Below are 21,846 nucleotides of genomic sequence, written 5' to 3'. Positions count from 1 at the left end.
ATAAGCGATCGATCATGAATCCGGCATCCCGGTAAAGGGGTGCCGGATTTTTATGTGCCGAACGGATGTCAAATGCCCATTGTCTGCATAGGATGTAGGGATTGCGCGAGGGCGTTCGCCCGCTCGTAGAAGACGTCAATCGATCAGGAGGGAACGGCGTGAAAATCCATATGGTAAAGCAAGGGGATACGTTGTATTTGATCGCGAAGAAATACGGCGTACCGTTAGAAGACCTTATTAAGGCCAATCCGGAGATCAGCAATCCCGACGAACTTGCCATCGGTATGAAAGTTAAAATCCATTCGCAACCGAAGTCGGCGTTCGAAGTGATGCACCAGCACATCGTTCAGCAAGGCGACAGCTTGTGGAAGCTGTCCAAATCTTGGGGCATTCATTTGTCCGACATGATCAAAGCGAACCCGCAGCTGAAAAATCCGAACGCGTTGTTGACGGGGGAAGTCGTGAACATTCCTAAGGTGGGCACTGATCAAGAGACGGCAAACGGAATGAACATGCATGGCGGCATGCATGGCAATAAAAAACCGACCGGCGTTAAGCCGAGCACGGAGACGAAGCCGGAGACGGCTCCGATGCCGTTGCCGATGCCAATGCCTACGCCGTTGCCGGCACCCGTCGCGCCAGTCGTCATGCCTCCGGCGCCCGTATATCCGGTCCAGGAAATTAAACCGATCTACGGCGGCCATGTCGCGCCTGCGGAACATCCGTTCATGCAATATCCGGTGCCGGCCGTACAAGCGGGAGCAATGGAGCCAGAATGTCCGCCTGAGTACGCGGAGTACGGGTACGGAAACCAAGCGATATCGCCAGCATCGACAGCGCCTGGTTATGGCGGTTTCGGCCAACTGCCTGGAATCGGCTCGATCGGCGGTCAGTTAGGCGGGCTGGGCGGTTTTTACGATGATAAGCATTACGGAGGTTACGGAGTCCACGACATGAATCCGGCGGGATTCCCCGGAGTTGCGTCGCCTGCCATGAACGCACCCGGAATGGTGTCTCCCGCGACTATGAACATGAACGCACCCGGAATGGTATCTCCTGCAATGATGGGGATGCAACCGCATTATGGCTGCAAATCATGCGGAGGTCCTACCGGCTGGGCAAGCGCTTCCGGCGTGTATCCGGGCATGGGATATCCAAACGCGGTTCAACCGATAGCCAACGCGGCATCGCCATATGACGGATATTCCTACTCGTTCGGTCCGTCCGGTCCGCAAGTCGGCGGCGTTCAGCAAGGCGGCAACCCATACGGGGGATATCCTAGCTATTACGGCTCTTATCCGGATTCGCAGGTAGCGGGGGTATCGTCTGCGCCAACCCAATACGAGCATGGATTTGCTAATGCCGGCGCCGAGCCTTACTCGTATGGAGGAGGATTAGGCGGATTCCCTCCGACACCTTCTTTTCCGCCGATGCCCGCGATGCCGCCGTTAGGTTCGCTGGATGACAGGTTAGAGGATCGATCCGGCTATCCGGAGGACGACGATACGCAAGTCGCAGCACCGGTTAAGCAGCGTGCGACAGCCAAGCCGAAGCCTAAGCAAGCGGTTGCCAGAAAGAGCAAGCCAAAACGTAAAGAAAGCCTTCCATGGATTAATTGGTAACCTAAGCGCATAGTACCGGAATTCCCAGGCAACAATAGAGAAAAAGGCAGAGAAGGGGATTCCGGTGTTACTCTTTCGCGTCCTCAAGGAAATTAAGAAAAAGTTAAAGAGAAAACGTCGCCACGTTTGGTCGCTCGGCATTGGCGCGGCCGTGTTCGCGCTGGCAACGCTAGCGGGGTCCATGGGGGCGTACGCGATCGTGAAAAGCTGGTCCAACGCGGTTCAGGGCGACGCGATCGCCGTCTTTTCCGCATCGGACAAGCTCGGCTTCGGCCCTGGCTACGGGGACGCGAACCGAGACAAGACGATCGCCGTCTTGCGCGAGCGGAAAGAAGACGTGGAGCTCGTCTTGCATCGCACCTACTTGTGCGGGGAAGAGACGAGAAAGCTCGGCACGCATTCCGCGGAAGAAGCATATAACTTGTTGCTCGCGCATCGGGAGTGGGATGCCTCGCTGACGGTTGGCGGGAAAGTAACGCTTACGGAAGACGTGGACGATCTATCGCCGCAATGCCGCAAGACGGCTTATATCGGCGTCGATCAAGAAGGCAATTTATCGCTGTTCAACGGACCGCCACAGAAAGACAAAGTCGTGCGGACTTTTTTTCAATTGGACGTCAAAACGTTGCAGACAAGCTTAACGCAGGAGAAGCTCGAGGAATTAATGCGGGGTATACGCGTATCGGATAAGGATGAATACAACAGCGTCATTTCCACATTCAGCGATTACGCGCGGATGAAGTCGCAGGGGGTTTTGAGTCCGGCGGAATAACATAGGGAATAACGGGCACCGGTCTATGGCCGGTGTTTTTTGTTGTCGGTCAATCCGGTTACTTTGCAACTTTTGTTCTTTTGCGCAGTCTAACTGTTTAGAAAATAATGGAAGGACGATCCGCTTGCGAATTGTTCATGCTGCGCTTTGTGTTTTACTGCTTCTAGGAGGAGTGGCTTGCGCCCATACGAATAAAGGAACCGATGTCCGAAACGCACAAGCATCTTCGAATGAGAGCGTTGCACGCGAGACGATCCCCGCACCAACCAGCATGCCCGAACTGCCCGTCGAATCGGCAACAGTAGCTCCCACTTTGGATGAGGAATCGACCCCTGACGACTCGGATAGAGGGCTGCAAATAAAAGAGGAAGTTACGTCCGACGGTTTTCGATTGGCAAATTCCGATGGATCAGATTATTTTGTTATGCAGTCGTTGGTCTCTGAAGCGATCGAAGGCGTTATTTATGGTGTGCATATTATTAGAACCGATCATGGAGATACAATTGGAAAAAGCGCGGTTGTGGTCAATCCCGAAACGATGGAATTCCGCGTGTATTCCCTTTTCGAAGCGGTATTGGAGGACGATTACAGTAGCGATGCGATCACGATGGCGTACGGTTTTCTAGATGATCGAAAGCTTCTGTACGTTGCGGTCGTCAATGACGCAAACCGGAAGGGCGGGTATTATTACAGTGCGCAAACATTGGATATTCTGAATGGGCAACGCGAGACGGTGCTCGATCTCGATATCGATGCGACATCTATCTCTTATTTTGCGGCAAGGTGGCTAAACGAATCTAAAGATAGGTTGATTCTGAACAGCAACAGTGGACCATTGTGGATCATCGATCTTGCAAAACGCGAAATGAAGCAGCATCCCCGTTCCTTTGAAACTTCTTGGCCGTTTCTATTCAACGGGATATCCCCGGACGGAGAGCGATTCTGGCATGACCGTTTATACGATGCATCAGGAAGGGCGTTGGCGGACGGACCTTCCACCGATGGTGATGTACAGTATCCAGAATTTCGATGGAGCCCGGACAGCCGTTATTCGATTTTTCAAGATACGAGGGATCATAGCGACGAGCACGAAATGGAAGACAACGGCGAATATATCGAAATCGCTACGGAGAGAATCCGCTTTTTCGATAAGCAAGGAAACCTGCTGCGTACCGTACAGACGAAGGCCGGGTCGGGACGTTACATCGAGGTTGCCGGTTGGCTGGACGTCGATGGCTTTGTATTGCTTCGCGAGTACCGGTTGGAGCCAAGTCCGGAATATGAGAATGTAAAAGTGAAAGGCGATATACACTATCGTCTGCTAAACCTTGCTTCGGGAAAATCCACGGAATTGAAAGTGACGGATGACATCGCGAAGCTTACGAGTCCGGTGCCGGTTCGCGAGAAGGGCTCGCTTTCGATTTTAGCGATGGTGGACGTGGATCATTTGCTAGTAGAAGGTGTGGGGAGATTCGGTTATTGGCTGTCGAAGCCGGGCGATAAAAAGCTGGCGTGGGTTGCCGCTTACAGTGATCGCGACGATATCGGCGATTATCGAACGTTCGACTTGAGTTCGGGTAAGTTGACGAAGCAGCCGATTGTTCTTAACTATGACAAAATGCTGAAATTGGGAGAGGGATGGCTCATCAGCGGAGCGAACTACACGCGGCTAATCCCTCAAGATTAATTAGTCGTTCTGTTCTCCTTCTGTTCTCATTGCGGCGAACATTTGCTATAATCATAGGATAGTTCGCTAGGTTTTAAGCAGAACGGGGGAACCGTAACGATGAGAGTGCTCGGCATAGACCCCGGAATCGCGATAATGGGCTTCGGGTTTATCGATAAATCGGGGCATAAATTAACGCCCGTGCAATACGGATGCATCGAGACCGCGGCGGGAACGCCTCAAGAAATCCGTCTTAAGCAAATCTATGAGTCCGCATGCAGTCTTTTGGATCAATATAAGCCGGATACGGTTGCCGTGGAGAAGCTGTTTTTCAATAAAAACGTAACGAACGCGTTCAGCGTAGGCCAGGCGCGCGGCGTCTTCATGTTAGCGGCGGCGCAGCGCGGGCTTCCGATATCGGAATATACCCCGATGCAGGTCAAGCAGGCGGTCGTTGGCTATGGAGCGGCGGAGAAGAAGCAGGTGCAGGAGATGGTTCGCATGCTGCTTAAGCTGCAGACCGTTCCGAAGCCGGACGACGTCGCCGATGCGCTCGCCGTGGCGATCTGCCATGCGCACTCCGTTTTGATGAACGATAGAATGAATGGAGTGACGCTGAGATGATCGATTTTTTGCGGGGCAAGGTAGTACATACGGAGCTTGAATACGTCGTGCTCGACGTAAGGGATGTCGGTTATCGGGTATTCACGCCGAATCCGTACGCGCTGGCGGCCAAGGAAGAAGCGGTGCAGCTTTTCATCCATCACCACGTTCGAGAGGACGCGATCCAGCTGTTCGGTTTCGTGACGCGCGACGAACAATGGATGTTCCGCAGGCTGCTCGAGGTGTCCGGCATCGGGCCTAAGGTCGCCCTCGGCATTATGGCCGGCGGCAAGCCGGAGACGATCGCGGCGGCGATCCAGCAAGAAAACCTTACGTTCCTGACGAAGCTGCCCGGCATCGGAAAGAAGACGGCGCAGCGCATGATTCTAGATTTGAAGGATAAGCTCGGAGGCACGGACGGCCTATGGACGGCTTCCGCGATCGAGGAAGTCAGCTCGCCCGCGGTCATGGGAGGCGGAACGTCGTGGGCGGCTGCGCGCGAAGCGCTAGGCGGACTAGGCTATCGGGAAGCGGAATTGGATCGCGCATGGCACGGGATCAAAGACAAAGTAACCGGCCAAGAATCGCCGGACGCACTGATGAAGCTGGCGCTCCAGCAGCTATTCCAAGGGTAATCGCAGTTTAAGCGGGAGAGGAGGCCGAAACAATGGATGACCGCATCGTCACCGCGCATTTGATGATGGAAGACCAGGCGGTGGAGTATAGCCTGCGACCGCGTTATTTGGCGGAATATATCGGCCAAGCGCAAGTAAAGGACAATCTGAAGATTTATATAGAAGCGGCGAAGATGCGCCGCGAGCCGCTCGACCACGTACTACTGTACGGCCCTCCGGGGCTTGGGAAGACGACGCTGTCGAACATTATCGCTAACGAGCTTGGCGTCAGCATCCGTACGACGAGCGGACCGGCGATCGAGAGACCCGGCGATCTGGCGGCGATCTTGACGAACCTGCAAGAGAACGACGTCTTGTTCATCGACGAGATTCATCGGTTGCACCGCACCGTCGAAGAAGTGCTATATCCCGCGATGGAAGACTTCGCGCTCGATTTCATCATCGGCAAAGGGCCAAGCGCCAGGTCGGTGAGGCTGGACCTTCCGAAGTTCACGCTGATCGGCGCGACGACCCGCGCGGGTCTGCTGTCGGCGCCGCTGCGAGACCGGTTCGGCGTCGTCAGCCGGCTTGAATTTTACACCGAGGACGAGCTGTCGTTCATCGTAACCCGTACGTCCGAAATTTTCGGCGTCGGCATCATCGGCGAAGCGTCGCGCGAAATCGCGCGGCGGTCCCGCGGAACGCCGCGTATCGCGAACAGGCTGCTGAAGCGGGTCCGCGACCATGCGCAAGTGAGAGGCGACGGCATCATTACGGATGCGGTCGCGCACGACGCGTTGGAGCGAATCCAAGTCGATCCGATGGGACTCGACAGCATCGACCATAAGATGCTTAGGGCGATGATCTTGAATTACGGCGGCCGCCCCGTCGGACTCGATACGATCGCGGCGTCGATCGGGGAAGAGAGCCAGACGATCGAGGACGTGTACGAGCCGTACTTAATGCAAATCGGCTTCCTTCAGCGCACGCCGAGAGGAAGAATCGTAACCGCGGCGGGCTACAAGCATCTAGGGCTTCCCCTGCCGGAAAGAGAGGCTTAGCGCATGAAGCACGGCATCAGGCATCATAGATCGCGCTCCCGGCTAGTCTTGCTCGTACTTCTGCTCGCGGCTATTCTGTCGGCTTCCACTCGCATTGTCGCTCATGCGGACGTTACGATTCCGAACACGATACGCGTCGCGCTATTCATTAATACCGGAGCTAGCGTGTCCACTACGCTAACTTCATCGGCAACGCTACAGTCGGCGGGCGGAATGAATATCGTCTGGAAGGATCCGGCTTTCAGCGCGATCGTCGGCACCGCCGCGTCGAAACAGACGGTTCGATTCGGACTCGACGGCTATCGGGCGCTTCTGCTCGAAACGCCGGATTTGAACGCGGCGCTAGCCGTGCTCAAGAGCGTTCAGACGCAATCGTCCGCGGCATACGTCACCCAGTTGAACAAATCCGGAAGAGCCGTCTACCAGGTGTCGGAAGGAGCATATACGAGCGCGGCTCAGGCCGCTACTGCGTTGACGAAATGGACGATCGCCGGCATCGGTTCCGGCGTACAATCGCAGTTGAGCCCGCGGATCGCCGGACCATGGGCGATCGAGGCGGGACCCTATGCGAGCGCAGCGGAAGCTGCAGCGGCAGCAGACGTAATCGGCAATATCGGGCTCGATGCTTTCGTTGCGATGAAACCGATGAACGGCGCGGTCGTATATACGGTACGGGTAGGACAAGAGAAAGACGCTTCGACGCTAGGAGCGATGCAGCAAGCGGTACTCGCTGCCGGCGTCGCTAACGTAATCCTACCGGCGCCGGGCGATCCGTACGCGCTAATACGCAACGATATGTCCTTGAGCGGAACGACGGTCGTTCCGGTCTCGTTCTACGCGATTCCGGCTTCTTCGGGCGTCGTGCTTCGCGCGGATCCGGCCGGCACCGAATATATTCAGCTAACGGAACGCGCCAAGCAAACGTATCGCGGCAGCATGGAAATGAGCATTTATAATAACGCGCTAGCGGTCGTTAACGACGTGAATCTGGAGCATTACTTGTATTCTGTCGTCGCAGCCGAAGTCGGGGCCGGATGGCCCCCGGAAGGGCAGAAAGCGCAAGCGGTGGCAGCAAGGTCATATGCTCTCGCGAGCGGCATGGCCTTCAAAATCGCGAACGTCGTCGATACGACCGTAAGCCAGGCATACGCCGGAACGGGAATCGAGAATAAAAATTCGACGGCCGGAGTCGATGCGACTAAGGGCGAAGTGCTCGTTAACGCAAGCGGCAAAATCATCAGCGCCTTGTTCTCCTCGAATTCCGGAGGCATTACGGCGGATTCGACGGAAGCCTGGGGGAACGTCGATCCGACCTACGCAAGCGCGGCGATTAGTCCGGACGCAGGTCCGAACACGGGCAAGAAGATGTGGGTGAGAATCGCGAGCGCAGCCGGATTGACCGGATACGTGCGCGAGGATCTGCTGGTAGACAGCGGACAGAAGAATACGGTCGGACTTGCGCAGATGCAGGTGACGGCGGATAATACGATCATACGGTCTAAGCCTACGACGACGGATGGCGAAGAGATAGGCCGACTTATGTTGGGCGATTCGGTCGTTCCGCTTTCGAAAGTGCCGGAAATGACGAAAGCTTACAGCTGGGTCGCTAACTTCACGCCGGAGCAACTGCAAGCGTCGTTATCGAAGCGGGATCCGAGTATTGCCGGACCGCTTTACTCGCTTGAAGTAACGGCTCGCGGGCCTTCAGGACGGGTGACGGAGGTTAAAGCGAACGGCGTTCGGGTCAACATCGGTTATCCGGACAATTTCCGGAGCGCGCTCGGAGGCATTAATAGCACGCTGTTCCAGATCGAGGAGACCGGCAGAATGACGGTGCTGGACGGACAAGGCGGAACGCGCGAAATGCCGATGCAAGCGGGACCGCTTGCGATAATCGGCGACGGACAAGTACAGACGGTAAGCGACGGCAACTTGTTCATTATGGACGGCAGCGGCCAATTGCGGGCGGCTACGGCCAAACCGAAGTTCATCATTACCGGACTAGGCTGGGGCCATGGCATCGGCATGTCCCAATGGGGCGCGAGAGGGTTCGCCGAACAAGGGTATGACTATCAATACATCCTGCTATACTATTACAAGAACGTGACGATCGAAAAAGGTGCAGTGTAAATGAACGTTAGCGATTACGACTTCGAATTACCGGAAAATTTAATAGCGCAAACGCCGCTAGCGGATCGGACCTCTTCTAGGCTGCTCGTGCTTCATAAAGACAGCGGCCGCGCGGAGCATGGTACGTTCACCGATTTGGCGGATTACTTGAAGCCGGGGGACACGCTCGTGTTGAACAACACGAGAGTGCTCCCCGCGCGTCTGTTCGGCGTGAAAGCCGAAACCGGCGCCAAAGTCGAGTTATTGCTGCTTAGGCGAATCGACGGAGATCGGTGGGAAGCGTTAGCCCGGCCCGGCAAGAGGATTACGACAGGAACGAGACTTCACTTCGGGCAGGACGAGAACAATAATGGCGCCCCATTGCTTTCCGCGATCGTAGAGGAAGAAAGAGAGATGGGTGCGCGAATCGTTCGATTCGAATACTCAGGCATTTTCAACGAATTGCTCGATCGTCTTGGTCAAATGCCATTGCCTCCGTACATAAAAGAGACTTTGGACGACCGCGAGAGGTATCAAACCGTATACGCCAAGCATGAAGGATCGGCCGCGGCTCCGACCGCGGGGTTGCACTTTACGGATGAATTCCTGAGCCGGTTGAAAGCGTCCGGCGTCAAAGTGTGCCCGATTACGCTGCACGTCGGACTAGGGACGTTCCGTCCGGTCTCAGTCGAGTCGATAGAAGAGCACGAGATGCATGCGGAGTGGTATTCAGTCAGCGAAGAGAGCGCGACAATGCTACGCGAGGCCAAAGCTAGCGGTGGCCGAATTGTCGCGGTCGGAACGACTTCGGCGCGAACGCTCGAGACGCTCGGCAATCGCTTCGGCGACGAACCGGTGCAAGCTTGCGACGGCTGGACGGACATTTTCATCTATCCCGGTTATAAATTCCGTATGGTGGACGCGTTGCTTACCAACTTCCATCTGCCTAAGTCGACGCTCGTCATGCTCGTGAGCGCGCTTGCGGGACGTGATGCGACGCTGGCTGCTTACAGGGAAGCCATCGACAAGCAATATCGGTTTTTCAGCTTCGGAGACGCGATGTTCATTACTTAGGCACACCTTAGGCCTCTTAGGCGATAACGCCTAAGCAGAGAGGAAATCCATTCATGGCAATCAGATACGAATTTATTAAAGCCTGCAAACAAACAGGCGCCCGATTGGGACGGGTTCATACCCCTCATGGCGTTATCGATACGCCGACATTTATGCCCGTAGGCACGCAGGCAACGGTCAAAGGGATGAGTCCCGAAGAGCTGAAGACGCTCGGCGCGCAAATCATTTTGAGCAACACGTATCATCTGTTCCTGCGTCCCGGTCATGAACTCGTCGAGCAAGCTGGCGGCTTGCATAAGTTCATGAATTGGGATCGCCCGATCTTGACGGACAGCGGCGGATTCCAAGTGTTCTCCTTAAGCGAAATGAGGAAGATTACGGAAGAAGGCGTCCAGTTCCGCTCGCATATTAACGGAGATAGGCTATCCCTCACTCCGGAAAGCGCGACGCATGTTCAAAATGCGCTCGGCGCGGACATTATGATGGCGTTCGACGAATGTCCGCCGTATCCGGCCGAGTACGAATACGTGAAGCAATCGACGCAGCGGACAAGCCGTTGGGCGGAGCGTTGCTTGCAGGCGCATCGCCGTCCGCACGACCAAGCGTTGTTTGCTATCGTGCAAGGGGGCATGCACGCGGATTTGCGCAAGCAAAGCGCGCTGGATTTGACTTCCCTTGATTTTCCGGGGTATGCTATGGGTGGACTGAGCGTTGGCGAGCCTAAGCATATGATGTACGAGATGCTAGAGGAAACCGTACCTTTGCTCCCTAGCGACAAACCTCGTTATCTAATGGGAGTCGGGTCTCCGGATGCGCTGATTGAAGGCAGCATTCGCGGAGTCGATATGTTCGATTGCGTATTACCAACGCGTATCGCTCGCAACGGCGCGCTCATGACCAGCCAAGGACGGTTAGTCGTGCGCAACGCCAAGTACGCTAGCGACTTCGGTCCGCTCGATCCGGAATGCGATTGCTACGCTTGCCGGAATTACTCTCGTGCATACATACGTCATCTTATTAAAGCCGACGAGATGTTCGGGCTTCGTCTTACGACCGTACATAACCTTCATTTCTTGGTTAATCTTATGGCGAACGTACGCGAGGCGATTCGGGAAGATCGGCTAGGCGATTTCCGAGATCAATTTTTCGAAGCTTACGGCATGGCCGGCAATGAAAGCGGATTTTAATGAAGGGGGGGACTACAAATGTGGTTATCCGATAGCTCAGGTGGCGGCAGCAACTTGCTCGTGACGTTGCTTCCGTTCGTCCTTATGTTCGCCATCTTTTATTTCCTGCTGATTCGTCCGCAACAGAAGAAGCAGCGTAATCGCGGCTCCATGCTTAACGCCTTGAAGAAAGGCGATAAAGTCACAACGATCGGCGGCTTGCACGGAACGATCTCGGAAATTACCGATGATACGATCGTGCTTAAAGTGAACGACGTGACGAAGCTGACGTTCGACCGTTCTGCGATCAACAACGTGACTGCGCGTTCGGAAGCGAAGGAAGAAAGCAAAGCTTAATCGCTTAACGCAAAGCGCCATTAAAGAAGCCTCTGCCGCGGAGTAAAATCCGCAGGCAGAGGCTTTTTTGGTTGGGTTAGGATTCGAGCGAACGGGACGCTTTGAGCTTGGCGCGAAGTCGCAAAGGCCAACTGACGTCGCGCAGGGAGCCTTCGGCCCACGTTCCCACTTTAAGACCTACCGTTGCGGCCACGACGGCGAGCAAGATGCCGGCGATCATGTCGGTAAACCAATGGATGCCAAGGTAAAAGATCGAGAAAATGATAACCGCCGCATGGCACCAAGTGAATATAGCCCACCGCTTAATGCCGGAATAGCTCGCGACCAACGCCATCGTAACGGAAATCGACGTGTGCAGACTCGGGAAGCAGTTGTTCAGCCCGGATAAGCTCCGATAACTCGTCTCGAACGAAGGAAACGCGTCGAGCATCAGAAATTTAACGTCCGGATGCGTGAACCATACTTCATTGACCGGCACGAACAGGAAGAACGGAACGGCGATCAAGTAGTTGAGCAATAACGCGACGCAAAAGGCGTAATACATTTTCTTATTGTTATAGTAAGTATAAATGCCCACGGAGGCAATCATCACCGACTGGAAGACGACGAGATAAAAGGTCGCGCAAAATCCGGTAAGCAAATCGGACTGGAACGCCGACTGGAAAGTGCTTATCCAATGGCCTTCCCACCCGCTCATGATAGGCGTAAGGTCGTAAGGGACTTGGAGCCATCGCTCCAAGCGGAGCTCGTTCTTGTTAAGCAGGAGGATGACGAACATCGCGACGAAAAACAATAAGTAATTGCGCGACATGGCGAGCGATTTAAGGAACATCCATGCTGTGATAAACGGCTGTCGTCCGGTGCCGAACATAATCAAAACGGCAACGACGACGATCGAGCTGACCGTCAGCGACGACATGCTTTCGAACAAAATCATGATGTGCCTCCCGCGTAACCTGCCTAGTGATCGAAATGTACCGAATTATTATAGCACAAATCGTTCGATATTATCGATTCATCGGGGACGGGAGCCACAATTAGTTGTTCGAGCCTGTATTAACGCCGAGCATGCCTCCGAACGCGCCCGTGAGGGACGTGATCAGAAGCAATGTTGGCACCGTTATCGTCCAATTCGCATCCGTTGCGAGGAAGCTGATAATCAAGATGAGCAGCGTATACATCAATCCGTTAGCGAGACCGAAATACCATCCTTTGCGACCCGCGCGCCTTGCGGAAACGAATCCTCCGGCGAATGAAGAAAATCCGTGCACGCCGAACACCCACGGAAGCAAGTTCGTTTCGTCGACGGACGAGCCCGTAAGCATAATGGAGAGGATGACCGCGCCGATCGCAAGCCAAATACTGGACCAATACAGACCGGAGGCGACCGGCGACGCGATCCGGAAGCCTAAAGCGCCAGTTATAGATTTCAAAGCATATCACTCCTTATAAAGGATGTTTGTATCAGCTTATGGCGTACATCGGCGGGCTAGTACAGCTTGTTCCTCACGGACGAGGTTTGCCATTTTTTCCGCCGCGTGCAATTGAATGAGCCCCAAGGCATACGGTGACACTACAACGGCAACCTTGCTCTGTGGCATTCGGCTACCGAGATGAGAAGGAGAGAGGCGCATGGAAATTACGGCGATATTGCTTCGGACGTCGTTCATGTATATCTTCATCTTCATCATCATGCGAATGATGGGGAAGCGCGAGATCGGCAAGCTGTCCGTATTCGATCTTGTCATCTCCATAATGATCGCGGAAATCGCGGTGATCGTCATCGAAAGCACGGAAAATTCATTGTGGACCGCCATTTCGCCGATTTTGTTGTTGGCGCTAATCCAAATCGGCATTGCTTTCCTTACTTTGAAAAATAACAAGCTTCGCGCCTTGATCGACGGCAGGCCGAGCGTGCTTGTCCGGCATGGACGTTTGAACCGCCGGGAGATGAGCAAACAGCGGTATAATTTGGACGATTTGATGAGCCAGCTTCGCGAGAGCGGAGTGATCGACCTAACGCAGGTGGAGCTTGCGGTTCTTGAGTCCACGGGTAAATTGTCGGTCATTACGAAAGAAGACACGCCATACGGCGAAGCCACGGCCAAACGCGGGGGCGAGATCGACTCCCCTTCGGGCGCCGACGGCTTTCCGAAAGTCCGGTTCGAGCTGTTGCCGATAGCGCTTATCCTCGACGGACAAGTGCAGGACGACACTTTGGAGGAGATAGGTAAAAATCGGTTTTGGCTGAAAAAAGAATTGCACGGCTACGGCGTCGATAGCTTCAAGGACGTATTCTTTTGCAGCATCGATCACCGGGGCAAGTTATACGTGGACAAAAAAACGCGGCTTTAAGTCGGCTTTGTAGGACCGAATAACTTGCCGACGATAGGGATACGCGCAACGTCGTGACGATCGATGAGCTTCAGCGCGATCAACAACAGTAAATAGACGATTACCGATGCGATGGATGCGGTAAGCATATCCGCCGCTCCGACGTTCAGCCAATGGCGGTTCCAAATCCATAAAGCGACCGCGCTCATGATGATCATCGCAACCGTAACTTTAAGGAAATCGAGCGACTGCATGCGGAAGCCCGTCAGCCTGGCGACGCTGATCCAATGAAGCAGCGTGACGAGCGCCATATTAACCGCGATCGCGATTACCGCCCCATAGATGCCGAACTCCGGCCGCGTCGCCAATTGAATGATGAGAATGATTTTGATCGCGGCTCCGGCGAACGTGTTGAACAAGGCGGTGCCTGGCCGATTAAGCGCCTGCAACGCCGCTTGAAGCGGAGCTTGCATATAGAGGAAGACGGCGATCGGAGCCATCCAACGCAACATGCCGGCCATTGAGCCGTCACCGTACAGCAAAGTACAGAGAGGTTCAGCCAATAAGCCCATCAATACGATGAAAGGTGCTCCGCTTACGACCGCCAGTCGCATGGATTGGTGAAGCCGAACGTGAATCGTCGCCCAGTCTCCGCGGGAAGCAGCTTCGGACAAAGCCGGGACAAGCGAGACGGCAAGGGAATACGTAAGCGCGCCTGGCAGAAGCAGAAGCGGAATGACCATGCCTTGTAACGCGCCATATTGGGCGGTTGCTATCGCGGGCACGATTCCGGCGATCGCCAAGCTGCGCGCCGTTAATATCGATTCCAACAAATAAGACAAGGAGCCGATCATTTTACTGCCGGTAACGGGGGCGGCTATCGCAAGCATTTGGCGCATAAGCTTCTTGTCTTGCGATCTAGATAGGTTTGGGTTTGCTTCGGCGTAACTTGGCGGACGCGAGGGACGTTCCCGGATTAGCTGTATCCACAATACGAGCAAACCCGCCACCTCGCCTGCGACCATCCCGAGCACGGCTCCGGCCGCAGCCCATTCCAGGCCGTTCGGCAAAAGCATCCAAGCGAATATTAGCGACAGCGCGATTCGGACCAGCGTTTCCGCGGTCTGGGAAAAGGCGGTAGGGATCATATTCATCTTGCCTTGGAAGTAACCGCGCCACACGGAGGAGACGGCAACGAGCGGAAGTATAGGGAGCATCGCAAGGAAAGCCGTTTGCACGCGGGGATCCGTCATCACGTACGAAGCAATCCATTTCGCCAGTCCGAGACATGCGGCGACCGCGATCAAGCTCATCGATAACGCAAGGGATACGGATCCGCGTACGATACGCCGAATAGCGACTTGATCCCCTTTGGCTTCCGACTCGGCGACGAGTTTGGCGACGGCTAGAGGGATGCCGCCCGCTATGAGCGTCAACAGAACGATCATGAACGGATAGACGAGCTGGATCAATCCTACACCTTCCGCGCCGATCATTCGGGGCAATACGATACGCGGAACGAAGCCGAGAAGCCGGTTGAGCAGGCCCGCGGCGAGTAAAATCATCGCGCCTTGGATGAACGTCTGTTTGCGCAAAGCCAACTTAAATCCCTCATTCCTTCGGGATGTCCCTGAATCATATGTATGCGATGGTTGTCCTTCTTCATGCCACAGGCAGGAATTTCGTTCCGCGCGGAGAACGTATATAGACTAGGACGTTGCATCACGTATGAGGAGGGACTGCCGAAGTGGATGACGCAAGCGAATACGCGCCGGCTCGCGCGAGCGAACCAGAAGAGCCGCTAAAGGAAACGGAATTGAACGAAATGATAGAGGGGCTTTGCGAGAGCAAGGCGGAAGAATTTCGTATGATCGGGTACGATCAAGTGACCGGACCCGACATTTGGGAGTGCGTTAGCGACAAGTATCACAAGAAGGGCACGCCGAGCATCCACGAGGTCGTAAACGACGTTTTGTCCCTCAAGGTGACGCAATTCATGAATTACATTACGCTGAATATGTACCGCGGAGAGCTGCGCGGCCGATAATTCGACAATAGAAGCCTTTCTCCGAAGTCGGGGAAAGGCTTTCTTTTTGACTTCTTTTCGGACACGTAGGTATAATAGGAACATTGAGAATCGAAAGGGGCCGCATACAGAGATGAACCGATTAGTAACTTTCGTGCTTATTATTGTGGTAGCTTTCGCGGTGATGGGCGCAACTACGCCGGGATTGTTAAACAATACGAAGCTCGGGCTCGATTTGAAAGGCGGAATCGAGATTTTGTACGAAGCATCGCCGCTCACGGAAGGCGGCACGGTGACGAAGGAATCATTGGTTCAGACGGCTAAGAGCCTCGAAGAACGGGCAAATCAAAGCGGCGTCGCGGAGCCGGAAATTACGACCGAAGGCAAAACCCGCATCCGCGTGAAAATCGCGATCGACACGGGTACTTCGGAGCAAGAACGCGAAGCGGCTATCACCAAAATTCGCGATTTGATGCAAAAGCCGGCGGAGCTCCAATTCCGCAGCGCATCGGGTTGTACAGACGGTAGCTTCTGTAAGGTCGAACTCGTTGGAAGCGACTTCAAATCGGGCGCAGCCAAAGTAGAACCAGGCGACTTGGGCGCGCTGAACGTTCGTATCGAAGTTAAGGAGAAATCCAAGCTCGCGGAAGTATCGGAAAGATTGGTCAACCAACAATTGGCTATCTTTTTGAACGACGAGCTCATGTCCGCTCCGGTAGTAAGATCCGCGCTAACGCAAGGAACCGCGGTTATCGAAGGGCAGAAGACGCGCGCGGAAGCGCAACAGCTTGCAGACGTCATTAACTTGGGCGCCTTGCCGCTTAAGCTGACGGACAAATACACGCAGAGCGTAGGCGCTACGCTCGGCAAGAAATCGCTGCATGATACGCTGTTCGCGGGCGGGCTCGCGTCGGTATTGATTTTGATCTTCATGATCGTATTTTATCGCGTGCCGGGTGGCGTTGCGGCCATCTGTCTCATTATATTCGTATGGTTGCTTCTCGCCGTATTCTGGATGATGAACGCGACGCTTACGCTACCGGGAATCGCGGCGTTCGTGCTCGGTATCGGTATCGCCGTCGACTCGAACATCATTTCCGCAGAGCGGATCAAAGATGAAATCCGCAGCGGCAAGACGGTGGCGTCGTCGCTTCGCGCAGGGGCTAAAAACAGCTTCCGGACGATCATCGACGCGCATATTACGACGATTATCGCCGCAGGCGTTCTGTACTTCATGGGACAAGGCGTCGTTAAGAGCTTCGCGATCGTCTTGATGGCGAGTATCGTCGCCAACATCTTGACGAACGTGTTCCTCCCGCGTTTGTTGCTTCAACTGCTCATTAAGAGCGGGAAATTCAACAAACCGAGCTATTACGGCGTGAAGGAGAGTGAAATCCATGCACTTTAACCGAAATTTCGATTTCGCTCGTTCCGCGAAAAAATTCTTGATCATCTCGGCGATCATTACGTTGCTCGGTATCGTCGCCACCAGCGTGTTCGGTCTCAATTACGGCATCGATTTCAGCGCGGGTACATCGATGGACATCAAGTCGACGAAAACGATCGAGGAATCCAAGATGGATGCGTTCGTCGATAGCCAGAAAATCGGCGAGTACACGCTCACGATAGCTACTTCGGATAACCGCGTATCCATTCGCTTCAAGGATGCGTTAACGCAAGACCAAGAGAAAAAGTTCAAAACCGACTACTTCGCGCAGCTCGATCCCGACGCCTCGTTCGAGGTAAACGTCGTCGATCCGGAGATCGCTAAGGAACAGCAACGTAGCGCGCTATTCGGGATGTCGATCGCCTGTATCGGCATCGTGCTTTACATCAGTATCCGCTTCGAATGGCGCTTCGCTTTGGCGGCGGTCATCTCGCTCATCTACGATGCGTTCTTCGTTATCGCGGTATTCTCGATTTTCCGCCTCGAGGTGAACTTGCCGTTCATTCTCGCCGTGCTTACGATTATCGGTTACTCGATCAACGATACGGTCGTTATTTTCGACCGGATCCGCGAGAATTTACGCTTCGCGAAGCTGAAGAACCCTTCGGATATCGACGATGTCGTCAACAAAAGCATTTGGCAGACGTTGTCGCGTTCGATCAATACCGTCATTACCGTATTGATCGCGGCCATATGCTTGTTCATCTTCGGCAGCGTGTCCATTAAACTGTTCTCCTTGGCTATGATCGTCGGCTTGGCAAGCGGCGCGTACTCTTCGATCTTCATCGCGAGCCAAGTGTGGCTGTACCTTAAGAAAAAGCAGCCTTTGAAGAAGATTCCTGCGAAAGCAGCAAGCAATCCGTAAGAAGCGTGCATAGGGAGTGGCTCTGATGAGAATGGATCAACGCTCCGCCGCCTGCGAACGCGGCGCCATCGTTTCTTTGTGGGGGCTGCTCGGCTTGTTTTTAATGAAAGGCACGGTCGGATGGCTGACCGGAAGCAAGGCGTTGATCGCCGATGCTTGCCAGTCGGCCGCCGATCTCGTGGGGACGGCGACGTCGTACTTCGGACTTCGCAAAGGGAGGTTGTCCCAATCGGCGGCTCCCCAGTCCCAAGCGCAGCCGGGCTCGTCGCTAGCGATAGTCATGTCGGCGATTCTCATAGTCGTCGGATTGGAAGCAGGCATCTCCTCCATCCGCGCGGTCGCCGAGGGCGTCGACGAGGCGCCGGGATGGGGAGCGGTCGTCGTGATCGCGGCAAGCATAGGCATTCGCGAAGGTTTGGTTCGTTACAAACGCAAACGCGACAACGAGTGCGGCATTCGCGAAGATCGCCACGGCGATAATCGCTCCGATATTTTCGCCTCGCTGACGGCGCTTGTCGGTACTTCGGGAGCGGTAGCCGGAGAAATGTTCGACATGCCGTTCCTGTACGTGCTCGACCCGGCAGCGGGACTTGTCATTTCGGTATTCGTGGTTCGGATGGGGTATCGGTTAACGGCAGGCGTGCTCAGGAAATCGACCGTATGCGCGATAGACGAGGTCGATTCGCAGACGCTCTTGGAATCGGTGCAGCGCATCGACGGCGTAGTCGCCGTAGAAGATTTGAAGGCTCGCGAGCATGGTCACTATATCGTGCTCGACGTCACCGTTCGGGTGAATCCGAGAATTACGGTGGCCGAAGGGCAAGAAATCGGATTGCGCGTAAAACGACACTTGACCAAACGGTTCCAGCACATTATCGATGCGAATATCCACATTCAGCCTTACGATCCGGGTTATCCTTACAAATCCAATCATCAAGATGAAGAGTTGTCGACGTTCCTACAATGACGACTTGAGACTTAAGCCCTTATTCGCCGCCGGTTAATCTCGGCGGCTTTGTTATTTAACCGAGTATGATTCGAGTTATCGAGGCAATGGAGGCATTATTCCGTGAAATTATCCAAGTATAGATGGTCGTTGCCGGTCAAGAACGATCCGCTTGAAGCGGAACTGGCGGAGCGTCTCGGCGTTAGCCGGCTCGTCTCCGGCGTGCTTGTGGCTAGGCAATGGCATTCCGCCGAAGAAGCGGAGACGTTCCTCAACGCGAGCGAACAACAACTGCACGATCCGTTCCTGTTGAAAGGAATGAGCGTCGCGGTATCGCGAATTACCCAGGCAATCGAAGCCGGCGAACACATTCGCGTATACGGGGATTACGATGTGGACGGCGTTACTTCGACCGCGCTCATGACGCGGCTTTTGACGACGCTCGGCGCGCGGTTCGATACGTATATTCCTCATCGGCATAAGGAAGGGTACGGAATGAACGAAGCGGCGATCGACCTTGCCGCGGACGCCGGCGTATCTTTGATCGTCACGGTAGATAACGGAATCAGCGCCGTTCGGCAAATCGCGTATGCCGCGGAGAGAGGCATTCAAGTCGTCGTCACCGACCATCATGAGCCTCCGGCCTCCGGCGAATTGCCGGACGCTGTAGCGATTGTTAATCCGAAACAGGAGGACTGCCCCTATCCGTTCAAGGGGCTATGCGGAGCGGGCGTCGTATTCAAGCTTGCCCATGCGATGCTAGGACGTCCGGTGCTTGAATACGCGGATTTGGCGGCCATCGGCACGATCGCGGATCTTATGCCTCTTATCGGAGAGAACCGGGTCATCGCGAGACTAGGGTTGGCCCAGCTTCGGCGCGATCCCGTGCCGGGCATTCGGGCGCTGGCGAAAGCTAGCGGGACGAAGCCGGAGGAGCTGACGAGCGGGCGGATCGGCTTTGGCTTGGCGCCGCGGCTTAACGCGGGAGGCAGATTGGCCCATGCCAGCGGCGCGGTGCAGCTGCTTATCGCCGCCGATGAAGCCGAAGCGATGTCGTTGGCTACGGAGCTCGACGAGCTTAACCTGGAGCGTCAGGCTTTAGTCGAGACGACGGTAGCCGAAGCCGATGCGATGTGGAAGACGTTGAACGCGGATGGAAGAAACCGCAACGTGATCGTGCTGGCCGGCGAAGGCTGGAACGCGGGTATCGCGGGTCTCGTCGCCTCCAAGCTGGTCGAACGCTATTATCGCCCGGCGATCATATTGGCGATCGATCCGGACACCGGGAAGTGCAAAGGCTCCGCGAGGTCGATCGATGGGTTTAATCTATTCGAGGCGCTGTCCGAATGCGCAGAGCTTATGGACCATTTCGGAGGCCATACGGCGGCGGCGGGACTGACCATTTCCTGGGAAAACGTAGAATCATTATCCGAACGGCTGCATGCGCTGGCGGGAGAGTGGCTGACCGAAGAAGACTGGCAACCCAAAAAGCGGGCCGATCTCGTCTGTACGCTCGCCCAGGCCACCCTCGATGCCGTCGATCAGCTCGCGCGGCTCGAGCCTTTCGGCAACGGGAACCCTACGCCGCGCGTCGTTATTCAGGGCTTGACGGTTCGCGAGAGCCGTACACTCGGCAAAGAGAACACCCATTTGAAGCTATCGGTGGAGCAAGACGGCAAAGCGTTGGAAGCGATCGCCTTCGGGATGGGCGCCGACCAGGCTAAGCTGGTGCCGGGCATGCGGATCGACGTCCTCGGCGAACTGTCGGTTAACGAATGGAACGGCTCGCGAAAGGTTCAGCTCATCTTCCAGGATTGGCGCACCAACGAGCTGCGTCTGGTCGATCGGCGCAAAGACAAGGACGTCTGGCGTTCTTTAAGCGAGCTAACTGCCGAGCCTGTCGCCGGAACGGCAATCTTATGCGGTTCCGCCAGACATTATCAAGAAGCGGTAGACAAGGTCGGACATACGGAAGCGGAAGTTCGATCCTATGCGGACGGCCGGCCTGTCACGGAGCGGTGGACCCGATTGATACTGCTTGGCATTCCCGACAACGAGAAGGATGTCGAGCATCTATCGGATTGGTTGTCGCCCGTAAGATGCGGGGAGCATGTCGTCGTTCTCGATCAGAGCCACATCGGGAGCGGGAATGTCGGCGCGAAGGAATCATTCCCTGACCGCAGTCAATTCGGAGCGGTATACGGGTTGTTCAAACGGCAGGGAACATGGTTGGATGCGCCCGAAGGGTTCCTGCAGTCCGTTGCGCACGAGACGGGGTGGCCGCTCGCGACGGTGCGGATGATGCAGGATGTGTTCATCGAGCTCGGCTTCATTACAGCGCAGGGAAGCACACGCCAAGTCGTAGCGCAACCCCCGCGGAGCGAATTGGATCGTTCGGCGCGTTACCGGCGCGCGCTGCAATCGGCCGAAACGTCACGGCTTCGCCACATGTCGGCGGACGAGCTCAGAAGCTGGATGCATCGCTGGCATTTGGCGTAGGATTGCTCTAGCCAGACCCTGTTCGAAAGTGTATAATGCTTAACGGATAACGAAACGGCAACAATATAGCCGACGATGATTAAAGGAGAGCTACTACTTGGACTTCAAACCTTATATTCGGGTCATTCCCGACTTTCCGCAACCGGGCATTCGGTTCAAAGATATTACGACGCTGCTCAAAAATCCTACCGTATACCAAGCGGCGATCGATGAGCTTAAGGCGCTAGTCAAACACTTGGAGATCGATTTGATCGCAGGACCGGAAGCGCGCGGCTTCGTAGTCGGGGCTCCGCTCGCGCTGGCGCTTGGCGTAGGCTTCGTGCCGATCCGCAAGAGCGGCAAGCTTCCCGGCGAGACCGTGGAAGCGGCGTACGATCTCGAGTACGGCAAAGATCGTCTGGCAGTCCATAAGGATGCCATCTCGCCAGGACAAAAAGTGCTGATCGCGGACGATTTGCTCGCTACGGGCGGAACGATCGCGACGACGATCAACTTGATCAACCAACTGGGCGGCGAAGTAATCGGCGCGGCGTTCTTGATCGAGCTCGGCTATTTGGACGGCCGCGAGAAGCTGGGCGACATCGAAATCGCATCCCTCGTCACTTACTAATAGGAATATGGGGCTGTCCCAAAAGGTCATTTAGCTCGCTAAAAGACAGCTCGCATGGAAGAAGATAGATCCAAT

At 55.1% G+C, this 21,846-nt stretch carries 20 protein-coding genes; 17 read left to right on the top strand and 3 right to left on the bottom strand.

Features of this window, described 5'->3' with window-relative positions; translation table 11 throughout:
- The first annotated feature begins 158 nt into the window (after positions 1–158).
- The 10 genes from ACFPQ4_RS07360 to yajC all read left to right on the top strand — a co-directional run bounded on the left by ACFPQ4_RS07360 (position 159) and on the right by yajC (position 11,044).
- A complete protein-coding gene (locus ACFPQ4_RS07360) occupies positions 159–1,622 on the top strand; it encodes a LysM peptidoglycan-binding domain-containing protein (RefSeq protein ID WP_378111136.1) in 1,464 nt (487 codons plus the stop codon).
- Between the two features lie 64 nt (positions 1,623–1,686).
- Complete coding sequence (locus ACFPQ4_RS07355; protein ID WP_378111135.1) at positions 1,687–2,394, top strand: BofC C-terminal domain-containing protein; 708 nt, start codon at positions 1,687–1,689, stop codon at positions 2,392–2,394.
- A 520-nt stretch (positions 2,395–2,914) separates the two neighbouring features.
- Complete coding sequence (locus ACFPQ4_RS07350; RefSeq protein ID WP_378111134.1) at positions 2,915–4,081, top strand: hypothetical protein; 1,167 nt, start codon at positions 2,915–2,917, stop codon at positions 4,079–4,081.
- A gap of 99 nt (positions 4,082–4,180) precedes the next feature.
- Positions 4,181–4,684: a crossover junction endodeoxyribonuclease RuvC gene (ruvC, locus tag ACFPQ4_RS07345; protein WP_378111133.1), complete on the top strand. Its 504-nt coding sequence runs from the start codon at positions 4,181–4,183 to the stop codon at positions 4,682–4,684.
- Positions 4,681–5,298, top strand: a complete 618-nt coding sequence (gene ruvA / locus ACFPQ4_RS07340; protein ID WP_378111132.1) for a Holliday junction branch migration protein RuvA — start codon at positions 4,681–4,683, stop codon at positions 5,296–5,298. The genes ruvC and ruvA overlap by 4 nt, the downstream gene beginning before the upstream one ends.
- A gap of 32 nt (positions 5,299–5,330) precedes the next feature.
- Positions 5,331–6,338, top strand: coding sequence for a Holliday junction branch migration DNA helicase RuvB (gene ruvB / locus ACFPQ4_RS07335; protein WP_378111131.1), 1,008 nt, complete (start codon positions 5,331–5,333; stop codon positions 6,336–6,338).
- Positions 6,339–6,341: 3 nt separating this feature from the next.
- The gene (locus tag ACFPQ4_RS07330) at positions 6,342–8,468 is read left to right on the top strand and encodes a SpoIID/LytB domain-containing protein (RefSeq protein WP_378111130.1); all 2,127 of its coding nucleotides are present in this window, start codon (positions 6,342–6,344) and stop codon (positions 8,466–8,468) included.
- Positions 8,469–9,521: a tRNA preQ1(34) S-adenosylmethionine ribosyltransferase-isomerase QueA gene (queA, locus tag ACFPQ4_RS07325; protein ID WP_378111129.1), complete on the top strand. Its 1,053-nt coding sequence runs from the start codon at positions 8,469–8,471 to the stop codon at positions 9,519–9,521.
- A gap of 53 nt (positions 9,522–9,574) precedes the next feature.
- On the top strand, positions 9,575–10,708 hold the full coding sequence (gene tgt / locus ACFPQ4_RS07320) for a tRNA guanosine(34) transglycosylase Tgt (RefSeq protein WP_378111128.1): 1,134 nt from the start codon (positions 9,575–9,577) through the stop codon (positions 10,706–10,708).
- 18 nt (positions 10,709–10,726) lie between these two features.
- Positions 10,727–11,044 carry a preprotein translocase subunit YajC gene (gene yajC / locus ACFPQ4_RS07315; RefSeq protein WP_378111127.1) on the top strand — a complete coding sequence of 106 codons (318 nt, stop codon included), beginning with the start codon at positions 10,727–10,729 and terminating at the stop codon, positions 11,042–11,044.
- Between the two features lie 76 nt (positions 11,045–11,120).
- Here yajC and ACFPQ4_RS07310 read toward each other — a convergent pair whose 3' ends face one another.
- Positions 11,121–11,981 (bottom strand): phosphatase PAP2 family protein, encoded by an 861-nt coding sequence (locus ACFPQ4_RS07310; RefSeq protein ID WP_378111126.1) that lies wholly within the window; start codon positions 11,979–11,981, stop codon positions 11,121–11,123.
- Positions 11,982–12,081: 100 nt separating this feature from the next.
- Complete coding sequence (locus tag ACFPQ4_RS07305; protein WP_378111125.1) at positions 12,082–12,477, bottom strand: TIGR04086 family membrane protein; 396 nt, start codon at positions 12,475–12,477, stop codon at positions 12,082–12,084.
- Positions 12,478–12,676: 199 nt separating this feature from the next.
- Between ACFPQ4_RS07305 and ACFPQ4_RS07300 the strand changes: the two genes are divergently transcribed.
- A complete protein-coding gene (locus ACFPQ4_RS07300; RefSeq protein WP_378111124.1) occupies positions 12,677–13,399 on the top strand; it encodes a YetF domain-containing protein in 723 nt (240 codons plus the stop codon).
- Here ACFPQ4_RS07300 and spoVB read toward each other — a convergent pair.
- Complete coding sequence (gene spoVB / locus ACFPQ4_RS07295; protein ID WP_378111123.1) at positions 13,396–14,979, bottom strand: stage V sporulation protein B; 1,584 nt, start codon at positions 14,977–14,979, stop codon at positions 13,396–13,398. The two genes, ACFPQ4_RS07300 and spoVB, sit on opposite strands and share 4 nt — an antisense overlap.
- Before the next feature lie 146 nt (positions 14,980–15,125).
- On the opposite strand from spoVB, the gene ACFPQ4_RS07290 reads away from it, so the two are divergent.
- From ACFPQ4_RS07290 to ACFPQ4_RS07265, 6 genes are all read left to right on the top strand, one after another.
- Positions 15,126–15,425 carry a post-transcriptional regulator gene (locus ACFPQ4_RS07290; protein WP_378111122.1) on the top strand — a complete coding sequence of 100 codons (300 nt, stop codon included), beginning with the start codon at positions 15,126–15,128 and terminating at the stop codon, positions 15,423–15,425.
- Positions 15,426–15,537: 112 nt separating this feature from the next.
- Positions 15,538–16,812, top strand: a complete 1,275-nt coding sequence (secD, locus tag ACFPQ4_RS07285) for a protein translocase subunit SecD (protein WP_378111121.1) — start codon at positions 15,538–15,540, stop codon at positions 16,810–16,812.
- Complete coding sequence (secF, locus tag ACFPQ4_RS07280; RefSeq protein ID WP_378111120.1) at positions 16,802–17,716, top strand: protein translocase subunit SecF; 915 nt, start codon at positions 16,802–16,804, stop codon at positions 17,714–17,716. The genes secD and secF overlap by 11 nt, the downstream gene beginning before the upstream one ends.
- A gap of 25 nt (positions 17,717–17,741) precedes the next feature.
- The gene (locus tag ACFPQ4_RS07275; protein WP_378111119.1) at positions 17,742–18,683 is read left to right on the top strand and encodes a cation diffusion facilitator family transporter; all 942 of its coding nucleotides are present in this window, start codon (positions 17,742–17,744) and stop codon (positions 18,681–18,683) included.
- 102 nt (positions 18,684–18,785) lie between these two features.
- On the top strand, positions 18,786–21,161 hold the full coding sequence (gene recJ, locus ACFPQ4_RS07270) for a single-stranded-DNA-specific exonuclease RecJ (protein ID WP_378111118.1): 2,376 nt from the start codon (positions 18,786–18,788) through the stop codon (positions 21,159–21,161).
- A 97-nt stretch (positions 21,162–21,258) separates the two neighbouring features.
- The gene (locus tag ACFPQ4_RS07265; RefSeq protein ID WP_378111117.1) at positions 21,259–21,771 is read left to right on the top strand and encodes an adenine phosphoribosyltransferase; all 513 of its coding nucleotides are present in this window, start codon (positions 21,259–21,261) and stop codon (positions 21,769–21,771) included.
- Positions 21,772–21,846: the final 75 nt, after the last annotated feature.

Origin of the sequence: Cohnella yongneupensis, from assembly GCF_042655785.1 — a bacterium.
GTDB classification, from domain to species: Bacteria; Bacillota; Bacilli; order Paenibacillales; family Paenibacillaceae; genus Cohnella; species Cohnella yongneupensis.
The sequence above is the reverse complement of the archived record's forward strand: the minus strand, read 5'-3'. Positions and strand labels throughout refer to the sequence as shown.